Origin of the sequence: Amycolatopsis sp. NPDC026612, assembly GCF_040638285.1 — a bacterium.
GTDB lineage: Bacteria > Actinomycetota > Actinomycetes > Mycobacteriales > Pseudonocardiaceae > Amycolatopsis.
The window spans coordinates 85,180-98,645 of the sequence record NZ_JBEZYB010000005.1 but is presented as its reverse complement, the minus strand read 5'-3'; the positions used below and the strand labels follow the sequence as shown (position 1 = coordinate 98,645).

The following is a 13,466-nucleotide window of genomic DNA, read 5'->3' as shown; positions in this document are numbered from 1 at the left end:
GCGCGGCGGATCGGGCACACTCAACCCATGCGTACCGCTGGGCGGAACGACGGCGCGAGCGGCGACGGCCTCGTCGCGGCCCGGCTCGCCGCGCTCCTCGAGGCCTTCCGGCCGGGTGACGAGGCCCTCGGCGTCTCGGAACTGGCCCGCCGGACCGGTCTGGCGAAGACGACCGTGCACCGGCTCGTCGGGCACCTGACCGAGACGGGGCTGCTCGAACGCGAGGCCGGCGCGGTGCGGCTCGGGCTGCGCCTGTTCGAAATCGGCCAGCTGGCCTCGCCCCGCCGTGGCCTGGTCGAGGCGGCCCGGCCCTACCTGGCCGACCTGCGCGAGGCCACGCGCAACACCGTCCACCTCGCGATCCTCGAAGGCACCGAAGTCGTGTACCTCGACGTGCTGCGCGGCCCGGACGCGCCGACGCTGCCGTCGCGCATCGGCGGCCGGTTTCCCGCGCACGCCACCGGCGTCGGCAAGGCGATCCTCGCATTTTCTCCGGAATCCGTGGTGAACCAGGTGATCGACGCCGGATTACCGCGGATGAGCGCGCGGACGATCACCGCGCCCGGCCTGCTCCGCCGCCAGCTCACCCGGGTCCGGGAGGACGGGATCGCCTTGGAGCGCGAGGAATCCGGCGTCGGCGTGGTGTGCGCGGCCAGCCCCCTGCTCGACTCCCGCGGGGTCGCGGTGGCAGCGGTGTCGATCTCCGGCTGGGCCAACCGGATGCGGACCGAACGGGTCGCTCCGGCCGTCCGGACGGTGGCGCTCGCGTTGACCCGGACACTCTCCGGATCCACTCCGGACAGAAGGAACTAGTCTTGCGCGGCAAGGGGTTTGCGGCGGCTAGGCCGTCCGGCTGACGCCGTGGTCCCCCACTGGACGGGACTTCGGGACCCGCTACCATCCGTCCAATGGCCCAGCACAGCCCGGTCTCCGCCGCGCATCGGCTGCTGTCGCTCGACATCGTGCTCGCCCTGCTGGCGCTGGCCGGCGGCCTGCGCGTGCTCTACCTCGCCGCTCCCGAGCCGGTCCTGCCCGCGGAGGCCGCCACGGTCGCCCACGCCTACGCGCTCGGCCACCTCACGTCGTTCGCCGACGCGGGCGGTGCCGGGGGCAGCCCCTTCGGCTGGTTGCAGCTCGCCGGGGTCACGATGGTCTCCGGCGCGTTCGTGCGCTCGGCGACGGCGCTGGCCGCGGTCCGCGAGACCGTGCTCGTCGCGGCGATCACCGGCGCCGTGCTGCTCTGGGTGCTGGCGCGCCGGCTCGGCCTGACCCGGTGGGCGTCGGCGGCCGCGGTGCTGCTGCTCGCGGCGTCCCCGCTCGCGCTCGGGTTGCAGCGGCTGGTCGTCGTGGAGCACCTGGCGGCGGTGTGGGTGCTGGGGGCGCTGGTGCTGATCACCCGGCCCGGCGCCCGGATCCGCCACGACGCGGCGGCGGCGGTCTGCCTGCTGGCGGCGGTCCTCACGTCGCCGCTGGCGCTGTTCTTCCTGCCCGCGGCCGGCTGGCTGCTGGTGCGGCGCGCCCCGGTCCGGGCGGCGCTGGTGGCGGTGCTGCTGAACCTCGGGCTGGGCATCGCGTTCGGCCCGGCGGCCGCGCTCCTCCGCCCGCACCTCGCGGCGGCGGGCCGTCCCTCGGTCGCGGACTGGGCCGCCCTGGACCCGGCGTGGGCGGCGCTGTCGGCCGCCGCTCTGGTCGCCGGGTTGGCCGTGACCGCGGTACGGCCGTTCGCGGTGTCCGGCCTGCTGCTCGCCGCGACGCTGGTGGTGCCCGGCGTACCGGACACGGCGGCGCTCGCCCTCCTGCTGCCGGTGACACCCCTGCTGCTGGCAGGCGTCGCGCAGGCCACGACCCGGCGACGCACCCCGGCCCACCGCGGCGACAGCGGTCACCGGAACCGCACCAGGGCGGCACTGGCCGTCGCCCGGCAGCTCAGTCAGGTGTCTCGGGGCGACACCGGCCGCCGGAGCCGGACGGGGGTCGTGCTGGCCGGCGTCACCGAGGCCATCACCCGGCGGCGCGCCCCGGCCCACCGCGAGGACACCGACCGCCGAGGCCGGACCAGGGCGGCGCTGGCCCTCACCCGGCAATCCAGCCTCGGTTCCCGCACTGACACCGGCCGCCGGAGCCGCACCAGCGCCACCGCCCACCAACCCACCCCCGACCACCGCGGGACCACCGGCGAGAGCCGGACCGGTGCCACCCGGCAACTCACCCCCGCACCCCGCGGCGACACCGGCCACCGGAACCGCACCGGGCGCGCCCTCGCCGGTGCCGCGGTGGCCTTGACGGTCGCCGTCAGCTGGGGGGTCGGCTATCCCGCGCTGCGGCCGACCACCGAGCGGGCCGGGCCACTCGCCGCGGCGCGGGAGTGGTTGCGCACCAATGCTTCCGGCTCCCGGCTGCTCGTCGACGACGCCGCCTGGGCCGAACTCGCGAACGCCGGCTGGCCGACCGGCTTGCTGGCCGCGCCCGCCGCGTGCGCGGTCACTTGCCCGCCCGCCGAATGGGCCGTCTTCGGGGCCGGCGAGACCGGGCTCCGGCAGCACTACCCGGCTCTGGAGGGCGCCTTCGCCGGCGCGGGGACGACCGCGGTGTTCGGCGACGGCGACGCCCGCGTCACCGTCTGGCGCCTCGGGCTTCCGCCTGCCGATCCGGCCGCGCCGCCGGAGGCGCCGGCGCGGGCCCACGCCGGGGAGGCCCTGACGGCGTCGGGGCGGATCACGCTGACCCCGGAGGCCGCCGCCGTGCTGCGCGCGGGTGGCGCGGATCCGCGGCTCATCGCGACGATCGCCGCGCTCGCGGCCATCCAGCCGGTCCGGGTCGCGGCCTTCCCGGAGGTCGCCGGCGAAGACGCCGCCGGGCAGCCGCGCCGCCGGGTCCTGCTGACCGGCGGCGAAGACGGCACGACGGCGTTCTACACCGGCCAGCGCGACCTGTTCCGCCCGGCCTCGGTGATCCGGACGGCCGACGGCGTGCTCGTCACCTACCCGCTGTTCGCGCCGCCGGGCCTGCTCGTCCCGTTCGTCGGATAGATTCCGTTGGCGGGGACGGAAACCACGCGGCGACGGGTCGTGATCGCCGTCCGCGACCAGGTCCTCGACGCGGCTCGACCCGGCCAGGTCAGAGCGCGGCGACGGTGCGCTCCGGGTGCGCCGGCCGGAGCGGTGCCGGGACGTCCGCCAGCAAGCCGCGCCGCGCCAGTTCCGGCCGGACGCCGTCGCCGAACCAGTACGCCTCTTCGAGGTGCGGGTAGCCCGACAGCACGACTTCCGTGACGCCGATCGAGTGGTACTCCTCGATCAGGTCGGCGACCTCGGCGTGGCTGCCGACCAGTGCGGTGCCCGCACCGCCGCGGACCAGGCCGATCCCGGCCCACAGGTGCGGGTGGATCTCGAGGCCGCGGACGCCGCCGCCGGACCGGCCGCCGTGCAGCGCGACCATCCGCTGCTGCCCCACCGACTCACTGGCGGCCAGCTGCGCCTGCGCCTTGGCGACCTGTTCCGGGCTCAGCGCGTCGAGCAGCTTCTGCGCCTCTGCCCAGGCTTCGGCCGAGGTGTCGCGGGAAATGGTGTGCAGCCGGACGCCGAACCGGATGTCCCGCCCGGCGGCCAGTTCGCGGACCTTGCCGATCTTCTCGGCGACCTGTGCGGGTGGTTCGCCCCAGGTCAGGTACACGTCGGCGTGCCGCGCGGCGACCGGCAGCGCGGCCGGCGACGAACCGCCGAAGTAGATCGGCGGCACCGGGTCCGGCGCGGCCAGCGTCGTCGCGCCTTCGACCCGCAGGTGCTCGCCCGTGAAGGTGAACGGCTGCCCGGACCAGACTCCGCGGACGATGGTGAGGAACTCGTCGGTGCGGGCGTACCGGGCGTCGTGATCGTGCCAGTCGCCGAAGCGCCGCTGTTCCACCGCGTCGCCCCCGGTGACGATGTTGAGCAGCACGCGGCCGCCCGAGAGCCGCTGGAACGTCCCGGCCATCTGCGCGGCCAGCGTCGGCGAAATGACGCCGGGGCGGAAGGCCACCAGGAACTTGAGCCGGGTCGTCTCCCGGATCAGCGCGGCCGTGGTGAGCCACGCGTCCTCGCACCACGTGCCCGTCGGCGTCAGGACGCCTTCGAAGCCTTGCCGCTCGGCGGCGCGGGCGACCTGGGCCAGGTAGTCCAGATCCGGGTCGCGCTGCGCGGACGGGCCCGCGGACCGGTTGGCGTGGAAGCGTTCCACGATCGTGCGGCCGTCGCCGCTGGTGGGCAGGAACCAGTGCAGCCTGACGCTCATCCGTTGCTCCTCGCCTGGTCCAGGTCGGGACCGAACCGCCGGTCGACGAAGGCGGCGAAGTCCACCTTGCCGGGCAAGGTCTTCTCATCGGTGAAGGCGTCCGCGAGCTGCTGTTCGGACGCCACCACGGCGTCGTCCAGGACGATCGGCTGATCGCGGCCCGCCTCGACGGCCTTCTGCGCGACTTCGAGCTTCAACCCGGTTTCCCGGGCCCACGCCTGCGCCCACTCCTCGCGGTGCGTGTCGGCCCACTTCTGTGCCTTGACCACGCGCACCGCGAAATCGCGCAGGGCGGAGTTCTTGCCGGGATCGCCGAGCGCGGCCGTGCCCGCTGTCAGGAAGGCCAGGCCGTTCGACGCGCCGCGGCCGTCGGCCAGTACCCGCGCGTCGGCCTCGAGCTGGGCTTGCGCGGTGTAGGGGTCCCAGATCGCCCAGGCGTCGATGGCGTGCTGGGTGAACGCGGCGTACGCCTCGGAGGGCTGCAGGAAGCTCAGTTTGACGTCCTTAGTGGACAGTCCGTTGTTGTGCAGCGTGTTGAGCAGCTGCCCGTGCGCCGAACTGCCCTTCGCGACGCCGATCGTCTTGCCCTTCAGCGAGGCGGCGTCCCGCAGCGGCGAGTCCGGCGGGACGAGGATGGCTTCGCGCTCGACGTTGCTGCGCGACACGCTGATCACCTTGATCTTCGCCTTCGCGGCGGCCGCGAAGATCGGCGGCGTGTTGCCGACGCGCCCGGCGTCGATCGCGCCGGCCGAGGCGGCCTCCAGCAGCGGCGGGCCCGACGTGAACGTCGACCATTCGATCTTGTACGGCGTCCCCTGCAGGAGGTTCGCCGCGGTGAGCAGGGATTTCAGCCCGCCCTTCTGGTCACCGATCTTGAGCGTCACCTTCGCCAGGTCCGCCGCGCTCACGGGTGCCGGCACGGCGGCGGGGTCTTCGCCGGTCGCCGCCCCGCACGCGGTCACGATGACGGCCGCCGCGACGGCAGCCAATCCCTTACGCCACAGCATCTTCGGTCACTCCCAGGTCGGCCAGCACGCGGCGGCGGAGGTCGTCGTGGTCAGCGGCGTCCCGCGGCCGGTGCCCGGCCACGATCCGCCCGCCGTCGAGCACCAGCACCCGGTCGGCGAGGCGCAGGGCCTCATCGACGTCGTGGGTCACCAGCAGGACACCCGGCCGGTGCCGCCGCCAGAGGTCCAGCACCAACCGGTGCATCGAGATCCGGGTCAGCGCATCCAGCGCGCCGAACGGCTCGTCCAGCAACAGCAGACCCGGCTCGCGCACCAACGCCCGCGCCAGCGACACACGCTGAGCCTCACCGCCGGACAACGTCAACGGCCAATCCTCGGCGTGCGCGGCCAACTGCACCTCCGCCAGCGCCTTCTCCGCCAGCACCCGGTTCCGGGACTTCGCGACACCGCCCTGACGCAGGCCGAGCACCACGTTGCGCCACACCTTCCGCCACGGCAGCAGCCGCGGCTGCTGGAACGCGACCGACACCGTCCCCCGCACGTCCACGCGGCCCTCGACGTCACCGTCGAGACCGGCCAGCACCCGCAGCAGCGTCGACTTGCCCGACCCGCTGCGGCCCAGCAGAGCAACGAACTCGCCGTGCTCCACCGTCAGATCCAGTCTGTCGAGGACGGTCCGGTCCCCGAACCGCTTCGTGAGACCACGCACCTCCGCTACCGGGCTCGCCACCGCAGCACCTTCCGTTCCAGCAGCCGGACCAGCGCGTCGGTCACCAGGCCGAGCAGGGCGTACAGGACCAACCCGACGACCACGACGTCGGTGCGCAGGAACTCCCGGGCGTTGTTGATGAGGTAGCCGACGCCGGCGTCGGCGTTGACCGTCTCGCCGACGATCAACGCGAGCCAGGCCAGCCCGAGCGACTGCCGCAGCCCCACCAGCGTCTGCGGTAACGCGCCGGGCAGCACGACGTGCCACAGCCGTTCCGCACGGCTGAACCCCAACGCCCGCGACGCCTCGACCAGCGCAGGGTCGGCGCCCCGGATTCCCGAATGGACGTTCAGGTAGAGCGGGAAGGCCACGCCCAGCGCGACCAGCACGATCTTCGTCTCCTCGCCGATCCCGAACCACAGGATGAACAGCGGAATCAGGCCGAGGAACGGCAGCGTGCGCAGCATCTGCACCGGCGGATCGACCAGCGCCTCACCCCAGCGCGACAGCCCCGAGACGATGCCGAGCAGCAGGCCGGCGACCGCGCCGAGCGCGAAACCGGCGCCGACCCGGCCGAGCGACACCGCGAACGCAGTCCCGAGTTCGCCGCTGCGCGCGGATTCGACACCGGCCTGCACGACCGTCCACGGAGAACTGAGCTTGTCGGGCGGCAGGACACCGGTGGCGCTGGCGAGCTGCCAGGCGGCAAGGAGCGCCACCGGGCTGATCCAGCGCCGCAGATCGGACCGCCGGACCGCGCGAGGCGGCCGCTCGGCGGCTTTCCGGACGTGCGCGAGCACGCCCGTAGTGGAAATCGACACGGATTTCTCCCGGGGAGGGGGCGTTCGGGATGGCGTGGTCCCGACCTTCCAGTCCTCGGGAACCGAAGTCAATCCGCGCCCACTCCGTGAACTCCGCGTGTTTCACCCCGTGGAACGACTTGGCTCAGCCGCCGAACATGACCTTCCATTCGTCGAGTGAGCGCGGCCGGTAGACGAAGTTGGTGCGCTTCACCTCCGACAGTGCCGCCGACGGCTCGGCCGAGTACTGGTGCCCCGGGTAGACGACGGGGTCGCCGGGCAGGCCGGCGAGCGCTTGCAGGCTGCGGTAGATCTCGTCGGCGTCCCCGCCAGGGAAGTCGGTGCGGCCACACCCTTCCAGGAAGAGCGTGTCGCCCGAGACGAGCTTGTCCTCGACCAGGAAGCACTGGCTGCCCGGCGTGTGCCCCGGCGTGTGCAGCAGCCGGATGGGGATGGCCCCGACCTCGAGGACGTCGTCGTGGTCGTGCGAGCGCAGGTCCGTACCGGACACGCCGGTAACCCGCCGGACCCACTCCGTCTCGGCGCCGTTGACGTGGATCGGCACCGGCTCGATGGCGAGCAGCTCGGCGATCCCGGGCAGCGAGAAGCCGAGCATCTCGCCGCCGACGTGGTCGGGGTGGTGGTGGGTCGCCAGCACGCCGGTGAGCCGCATCCCGTCCTGCGCCAAGACGTCCAGCAGGTCCCGCACCGCGTAGGCCGGGTCGACGATGACGGCGTCCCCGGTCTCGCGGTCGCCGATCAGGTAGGCGAAGTTCACCATCTGCGTCGCGACCGGGTCGCCGACGGCGAAGTCACGCCCGGCCAGCAGCTGCCGGAAGTAGAGCCGATCAGTCATGCGGGACACCCTACGGGCGGAAGCTCGACGTGGTGAGCACGAGCCGGCCGAACACCTCGCCGTCGTCGAGCTTCCGGTGCGCCAGTGCGGCCTGCTCCAGCGGCAGCACCTCGTGCACGACCGCGCGCAGGCCGCCGGAGAAGAGCTCGGCGATCGCGGCGGTGCGGTCGGCCGGCGGCACGGTGTCCGCGCTGAAGGTCGCGAACGACAACGACTTCCGGAACGCCTTGAACAACGCCTGCCCGAATCCGGCGGGTGGGTCGCCGGCGACCGCGCCGACGGCCACCAAGCGCCCGTTCGGGTTGAGCCGGTCGAAGAACGCGGGGAGGTCCGGACCGGCCACGACGTCGAGGATCACGTCGAAGCCGCCGGCTCCCCCGCCGTCGCGGCCGAGCACGTGGGTCGCGCCCAGGTCCCGCAGGCGCTCGCCGCGGCCGGCCGACGACGTCGTCACCGCGATCGCTCCGGCACCGGCGCGGGCGGCGAGCTGGACCGCCATGATCCCGATGCCGCCGGCCGCGCCCCGCACCAGCACCGACTCGCCGGGGGTGAACCGGGCGTGGCGCAGGCCGAAGCGGGCGACCACCCCGGAGCTGCCGAGTGTCACGGCGTCGACGGGCGACAGGGTTTCCGGCAGCGGGACGAGCGTGGCGGCCGGAGCGACGGCTCGTTCGGCGTAGCCGCCGCCTCCGCCGGCGAACGCCCAGACCCGGCGTCCGATCCAGGACGGGTCGACGCCGTCGCCGACCGCGGCCACCGTGCCGGCGATCTCGCCGCCGGGGACGTGACCGGGTTCGAAGCCGTAGGCCGCGAGCGCGCCGCGGCGGATCAGGACGTCGACCCCGCCGACGCCGATCGCCTCGGTCGTGATCAGCACCTGCCCGCCGGCCGGGCTCGGGACCGGCCGGTCGACGACCTCCAGCCCGTCGGGACCGCCGAACACCTGCACCGCGACTGCCTGCACCGTTTCCTCCGATCGTCGACGCCGGACGGTAACGGACGCCCTCGTCCGGTTGGCTAAAGTGAGGGAGTGACCGTGGGTTTGCCTCACCTCCGGCGCTCGGACGCCCGGGACAACCGCGAACGCATCCTCGATGCGGCGCGAGCGGTGTTCGCCGCCGACGGCCTGACCGTGCCGATGCGGGAGATCGCCCGGCACGCCGACGTCGGCCCGGCAACCCTGTACCGCCACTTCCCGACCAAGGAGGCCCTGGCCACCGAGGCGTTCGCCGACCGGATGCGCGCGTGCTACGCGATCGTCGACGAAGGACTGGCCGATCCCGATCCGGGGCGCGGCTTCACCTCGATGATCGAGGGGTTGTGCGAGCTGCACGCGCGCGACCGGGGGTTCGCCGCGGCGTTCACCGCGGAGTTCCCGCACGCGCTGGGCTTCGCCGCGGACCGCGAACGCGCGGTGCGGTCGATCGCCGAGCTGACCCGCCGCGCACGGGAAGCGGGTCAGCTGCGCCCCGACGTCGAGCCGGCCGACGTGCTCCTCGTCCTCATGGCCAACGGCGGCCTCCAGGGCGCCTCACCGGCGGCCCGCGTCGCAGCTTCCCGGCGCTTCGCCGCGCTCGCGATCCGGGGCCTGCGGGCCTGAGCCGGCCCACTCGCCGGCGCTTCCCTGGTGGAGGGCGGCGTACGCGCGGTCCCTGAGGACGTTCGCTTCGTGGTCGGACAGCGTCCGGTCCAGGGGCCGGAGCACCAGGCGGACCAGGAGGTTCTTCTGGTCCGGGCGGGCGCCCATGCGGGCTCGCGCCTGCGGTGGCAGCCGGGCGCACGGCGTCTCCTGCCGGATCTCGACCGACTCCACGACGTCGGCGCCGGCGCCGAGGGCGTCGCGGACGCGGTCGCCGAGGTCCTCGGCCCGGTCGTCGGCGGCGACGGCGATCGAGAGGTCGCGGCACACCGGCGGCAACGCCGACACCGGCCGGTACGGCGCGAGGTCCGTCATCTGGGCGGCGACCGCCGGCTCGGCCGAGCGGAGCAGGCGGATGTCGGGGACGCCCTTGAGCAGCATCAGCATCCGGTCGAGACCCAGGCCGAGGGCGAGCCCGGACCAGCCGTCCCCGAGGCCGGCGCGCGCGAGGACGGCGGGATGGGCGAGGCCGCACTCGGCGATCTCGACCCAGCCGCCGTCGTGTTCGACGTCCAGCTGGGCACCGTCCACAGTGTAGGGATGCCGCCGGGGTTCGAGCCGCCAACGCCGTCCCGGCAGGAGGGCGCCGACCAGCTCCTCGAGGTCCGCCCGGTTCGTCGTGCCGCGGGTGATCCGCCACAGGTCGAGCTGGTGCGGCGTGCCGCTGTGCAGCCGGTCGATGCTGTCGCGGCGGTAGACGACGCCCGGGCACACGAGCAGGACGTCGTCGGCCGGGTTCGCCGCCAAGGCCCGCAGCGCGGCGGGGATCATCGCGCTGGAATGGCTGCGCAGCACGTGACCGGCGTCGACGTACCGGGTGTAGCGGGCGTCGCGGGTGACGTCGGCGGGGTCGTAGCCGAGGTGGTCGTAGTTGTCGGCGACGGTGACGATGCGATCGCCCGGCCACCACCGGACGGCGCAGGGCCACCGGGCGGCGACCGCCGCGACGGCCCGGTCGACGACGAGCTGCACGGCGTGCGGCCCGGCGGCCGGATCGGTGAGATCGCGGACCGCGAGAGCGTGGGTGAGCTGGGCGGCGGTGAGCGTTCGGGGCATGACGAGACCTCCGAGGTGAGCGGGACGGCTGGGGGCTCTTCCCCCTGGCCCGGGCACCCGGCGAGGTCGGTGTCGCGGTTCAGGCAGCGCCGGCCGCGGACGTGGCACCGCAACCCCACCGGCTCCCGGAAAGGGCCAGGGGGCCGGTAAATCGGCGGTACTCCGCAACGACGGCCACGAATCCACGATAGCGATGGCGTCATCCGTTTTTCTCCGGCCGATGCCCGCCGCGATCCGCCTGGGTTCCGCCCCGACGGCCCGCCCGCTCACCCGTGCGTCATTCCCCCACCTCCCCGTCCGCCAGCTCGCGCAGCACGTCCAGGTGCCCTACGTGCCGCGCGGTCTCCTGCACCACGTGGGCCACCACCCACCGCACCGTGAACTCCGACCGCCGCCGCGTGCGGTCGTCCGGGCCCAGCCCGCGCAGGGCCTTCTCCGCCCGCGCCCACTCGGCCTTGTAGGCCGCCACCACCGTCGCCGGGGTGTCGCCGGGGGCCAGGTCCCAGCTCGGATCCGGGCTGCCGGCCCAGAGCGACGGCAGGTCGGCCCCGCCCGCCTCGATCGACAGCCACCAGCGCTCGGCGGCGGTGAGGTGCTTCACCACGCCCAGCGCGCTCATCCGCGGCGAGGCGGGCAACGGTGTCGCCGCCGCCTGCTCCCGGGGCAGCCCCGCCAGCTTGTTCACCGCCGTGGCCCGCAGGAACTGCAGGAAATCCAGCAGCAGGCGCAGCTCGGCACCGGCCACGGGCGCCGGCCAACGGCGGTGCGTCTTCGAACTCGTGTTCGACATGACGGCAACCTACCGCGCGGGTCCGACAAAATCCCCCATAGAGTGATCGCCATGTGGTGGGGACTGCTCTGCGCCTTGAGCGCGGCATGCGCGTACGGCGTGGCTTCGGTGATGCAGTCGGTCGCCGCACGGGCCACCGACACCGGCGCCGACGGCGTCGACCCGAAACTGCTGGTCCGCGTGCTCGGCCAGGGGAAGTTCGTGCTGGGACTGTCCCTCGACGTTCTCGGGTTCGTCGCGCAGATCGTGGCGCTGCACGTCCTTCCCCTGTTCGTCGTGCAGGCCGCGCTCGCCGCCAGCCTGGCCGTGACCGCCGTGGCCGCGCGGTTCCTCGGGGTGCGGCTCGGCCGCCGCGAATGGGCGGCCGTGGCCGTCGTGTGCGCCGGGCTCGCCCTGCTCGGCGCCGCCGCCGAAAGCGAGGGCTCCGACCCGGTCGGGCTCGGCTTCCGCTTCGTCCTCATCGGCGCGGTCGCCGTCCTCGCACTGGCCGGGATCGTCGCGGGCAAGGCGAACCGCCGCATCCGGACGCCGGCGCTCGGGCTCGTCGCCGGGCTGTGCTTCGGTGTCGTCGCCATCGCCGGCCGGATCATCCCCAGCCTCGCGCCGCTGGACCTGCTCACCGACCCCGCGACCTACACCGTCGCCGTCGCGGGCGGACTGGCGATGCTGTTCTACGCGACGGCGTTGCAGCGTGGGAGCGTCACCACCTCGACCGCGGCGATGGTGCTCGGCGAGACGGTGTTCCCGTCGCTGATCGGCGTCCTGGCGCTCGGCGACCGCACCCGGCCCGGATTCGCCGTCGTCGCCGTCGCCGGGTTCGCCCTCGCCGTGGTGGCCGCGCTCGCGCTCGCCCGGTTCGGCGAACCGGCGACCGAACCGCGAGCCGAGACGAAGCCCACCGTGTTCCCGTAACTCCTTTACTTAGACTAGCCTTACCTATCCCAGCTCTGGACAGGGAGGCGCGGGTGAGCACGACGGGACGGGAAGTCCTCCGCCGGTCGATCGCCGGGCAACGACGATCGGTGGTGCTCGCGGCGCTGCTGACCGCGGGCCACCAAGGCGGCGAAGCACTGGTGCCGGTGGTGATCGGCGTGGTGATCGACCAGGCCGTCGCGGGCGGTTCGGTGCGCACGCTGGTGGTCTGGCTGGCGGTGCTGGGCGTGCTCTTCGCCGCGCTGTCGACCAGCTACCGCCTGGGCGCCCGCTTCGGCGAACGCGCCGCCGAGCGCGCCGGTCACGACCTCCGCCTCGCCGTCGGACGCCGGGTGCTGCACCCGGGCGGGGTGGCCGGTTCCGGCACCCTCGCCGGCGAACTGGTGAGCATCGGGACGTCGGACGCCAAGCGCGTCGGCACGGTCAACGGCGTCCTGCCCTTCGGCGTCGCCGGCCTGGCCGGGCTGCTGGTCAGCGCCGTCGCGCTGCTCACCATGTCGCTGCCGCTCGGCCTGCTCGTGCTGCTCGGCACGCCGCCGATGCTGTACCTGGCGCACCTGATCGGCAAGCCGCTGGAGCGCCGCAGCGAGGCCGAGCAGGAGCGCTCCGCGGTCGCTTCCGGCATCGCCACCGACCTCGTCGCCGGGCTGCGCGTGCTGAAGGGCGTCGGCGCCGAGCGCGCCGCCGTCGACCGCTACCGGCGGACCAGCCAGGACTCGCTGCGGGCGACACTGCGCGCGGCCCGTGCCCAGGCCTGGCACAACGGCGCGTTGCTGGCGCTCACCGGGATCTTCATCGCCGTGGTCGCGCTCGTCGGCGGCAATCTCGCCGCGGCGGGCGACATCAGCGTCGGGGACCTGGTCGCCGCGGTCGGGCTCGCGCAGTACCTGATCACGCCGTTCAGCATCTTCTCCTGGGTCAACGGCGAACTCGCGCAGGGCCGGGCGTCGGCCGCGCGCATCGCCGACGTGCTGAACGCGCCGCCCGCGGTCGGCGCCGGGGACGCCGTGCTGCCGGTTCCGGCGGCCGGGCACGTCACGGTGTCCGCGCTGAGCCACGGCGCCCTGCGCGACGTCGGCTTCGAAGCCCGGCCCGGTGAGCTGCTCGGCGTGGTGGCCACCGATCCGGCCGCCGCGACGGACCTGCTCGACTGCCTGGGCCGCGCCGCCGATCCCGCGGGCGGCTCCGTGTCGGTCGACTCGGTCGACCTGTCCACAGTGGACCCCGGCCGGGTTCGCGCGGTGGTGCTGGTCGCCGCGCACGACGCCGACCTCTTCGCCGGGACGGTCGCCGAGAACGTCTCCACCGGACCGAAAACCGCCGAGGCGATGACCGCGGCCGCCGTCGACGAGGTGGCGAGCGCGCTGCCCGACGGCGTCGCGACCGCCGTCACCGAGCGCGGGCGGTCGCTTTCGGGCGGGCCGCGGCCGCGGGGCGCGCGCCCCC

General features: G+C 74.2%; 13 protein-coding genes. 5 read left to right on the top strand and 8 right to left on the bottom strand.

Features of this window, described 5'->3' with window-relative positions; translation table 11 throughout:
- The first annotated feature begins 27 nt into the window (after positions 1-27).
- Positions 28-813: an IclR family transcriptional regulator gene (locus AB0F15_RS07390; protein WP_360266618.1), complete on the top strand. Its 786-nt coding sequence runs from the start codon at positions 28-30 to the stop codon at positions 811-813.
- A 95-nt stretch (positions 814-908) separates the two neighbouring features.
- Positions 909-3,029, top strand: a complete 2,121-nt coding sequence (locus tag AB0F15_RS07385) for a glycosyl transferase (protein ID WP_360266616.1) — start codon at positions 909-911, stop codon at positions 3,027-3,029.
- Positions 3,030-3,117: 88 nt separating this feature from the next.
- Here AB0F15_RS07385 and AB0F15_RS07380 read toward each other — a convergent pair whose 3' ends face one another.
- From AB0F15_RS07380 to AB0F15_RS07355, 6 genes are all read right to left on the bottom strand, one after another.
- Entirely contained in the window at positions 3,118-4,269 is a 1,152-nt protein-coding gene (locus AB0F15_RS07380) for an LLM class flavin-dependent oxidoreductase (protein ID WP_360266613.1), read from the bottom strand.
- On the bottom strand, positions 4,266-5,276 hold the full coding sequence (locus AB0F15_RS07375) for an ABC transporter substrate-binding protein (RefSeq protein WP_360266610.1): 1,011 nt from the start codon (positions 5,274-5,276) through the stop codon (positions 4,266-4,268). The genes AB0F15_RS07380 and AB0F15_RS07375 overlap by 4 nt, the downstream gene beginning before the upstream one ends.
- The gene (locus AB0F15_RS07370; protein ID WP_360266608.1) at positions 5,263-5,967 is read right to left on the bottom strand and encodes an ABC transporter ATP-binding protein; all 705 of its coding nucleotides are present in this window, start codon (positions 5,965-5,967) and stop codon (positions 5,263-5,265) included. Before AB0F15_RS07370 ends, AB0F15_RS07375 begins: the two co-directional genes overlap by 14 nt.
- Positions 5,952-6,767, bottom strand: coding sequence for an ABC transporter permease (locus AB0F15_RS07365; protein WP_360266605.1), 816 nt, complete (start codon positions 6,765-6,767; stop codon positions 5,952-5,954). Before AB0F15_RS07365 ends, AB0F15_RS07370 begins: the two co-directional genes overlap by 16 nt.
- Positions 6,768-6,891: 124 nt before the next feature.
- Complete coding sequence (locus tag AB0F15_RS07360) at positions 6,892-7,602, bottom strand: MBL fold metallo-hydrolase (RefSeq protein ID WP_360266602.1); 711 nt, start codon at positions 7,600-7,602, stop codon at positions 6,892-6,894.
- Positions 7,603-7,612: 10 nt separating this feature from the next.
- The gene (locus AB0F15_RS07355; protein ID WP_360266599.1) at positions 7,613-8,566 is read right to left on the bottom strand and encodes a zinc-binding dehydrogenase; all 954 of its coding nucleotides are present in this window, start codon (positions 8,564-8,566) and stop codon (positions 7,613-7,615) included.
- A 78-nt stretch (positions 8,567-8,644) separates the two neighbouring features.
- Between AB0F15_RS07355 and AB0F15_RS07350 the strand changes: the two genes are divergently transcribed.
- On the top strand, positions 8,645-9,202 hold the full coding sequence (locus AB0F15_RS07350) for a helix-turn-helix domain-containing protein (protein WP_360267126.1): 558 nt from the start codon (positions 8,645-8,647) through the stop codon (positions 9,200-9,202).
- On the opposite strand, the gene AB0F15_RS07345 is transcribed toward AB0F15_RS07350, so the two are convergent.
- Positions 9,134-10,297: a hypothetical protein gene (locus tag AB0F15_RS07345; protein ID WP_360266596.1), complete on the bottom strand. Its 1,164-nt coding sequence runs from the start codon at positions 10,295-10,297 to the stop codon at positions 9,134-9,136. The two genes, AB0F15_RS07350 and AB0F15_RS07345, sit on opposite strands and share 69 nt — an antisense overlap.
- Positions 10,298-10,574: 277 nt before the next feature.
- A complete protein-coding gene (locus AB0F15_RS07340) occupies positions 10,575-11,087 on the bottom strand; it encodes a DinB family protein (RefSeq protein WP_360266593.1) in 513 nt (170 codons plus the stop codon).
- A 51-nt stretch (positions 11,088-11,138) separates the two neighbouring features.
- Between AB0F15_RS07340 and AB0F15_RS07335 the strand changes: the two genes are divergently transcribed.
- Positions 11,139-11,999: a hypothetical protein gene (locus AB0F15_RS07335; RefSeq protein ID WP_360266590.1), complete on the top strand. Its 861-nt coding sequence runs from the start codon at positions 11,139-11,141 to the stop codon at positions 11,997-11,999.
- Between the two features lie 53 nt (positions 12,000-12,052).
- On the top strand, positions 12,053-13,466 hold a 1,414-nt coding region (locus tag AB0F15_RS07330), incomplete at its 3' end, for an ABC transporter ATP-binding protein (RefSeq protein WP_360266587.1).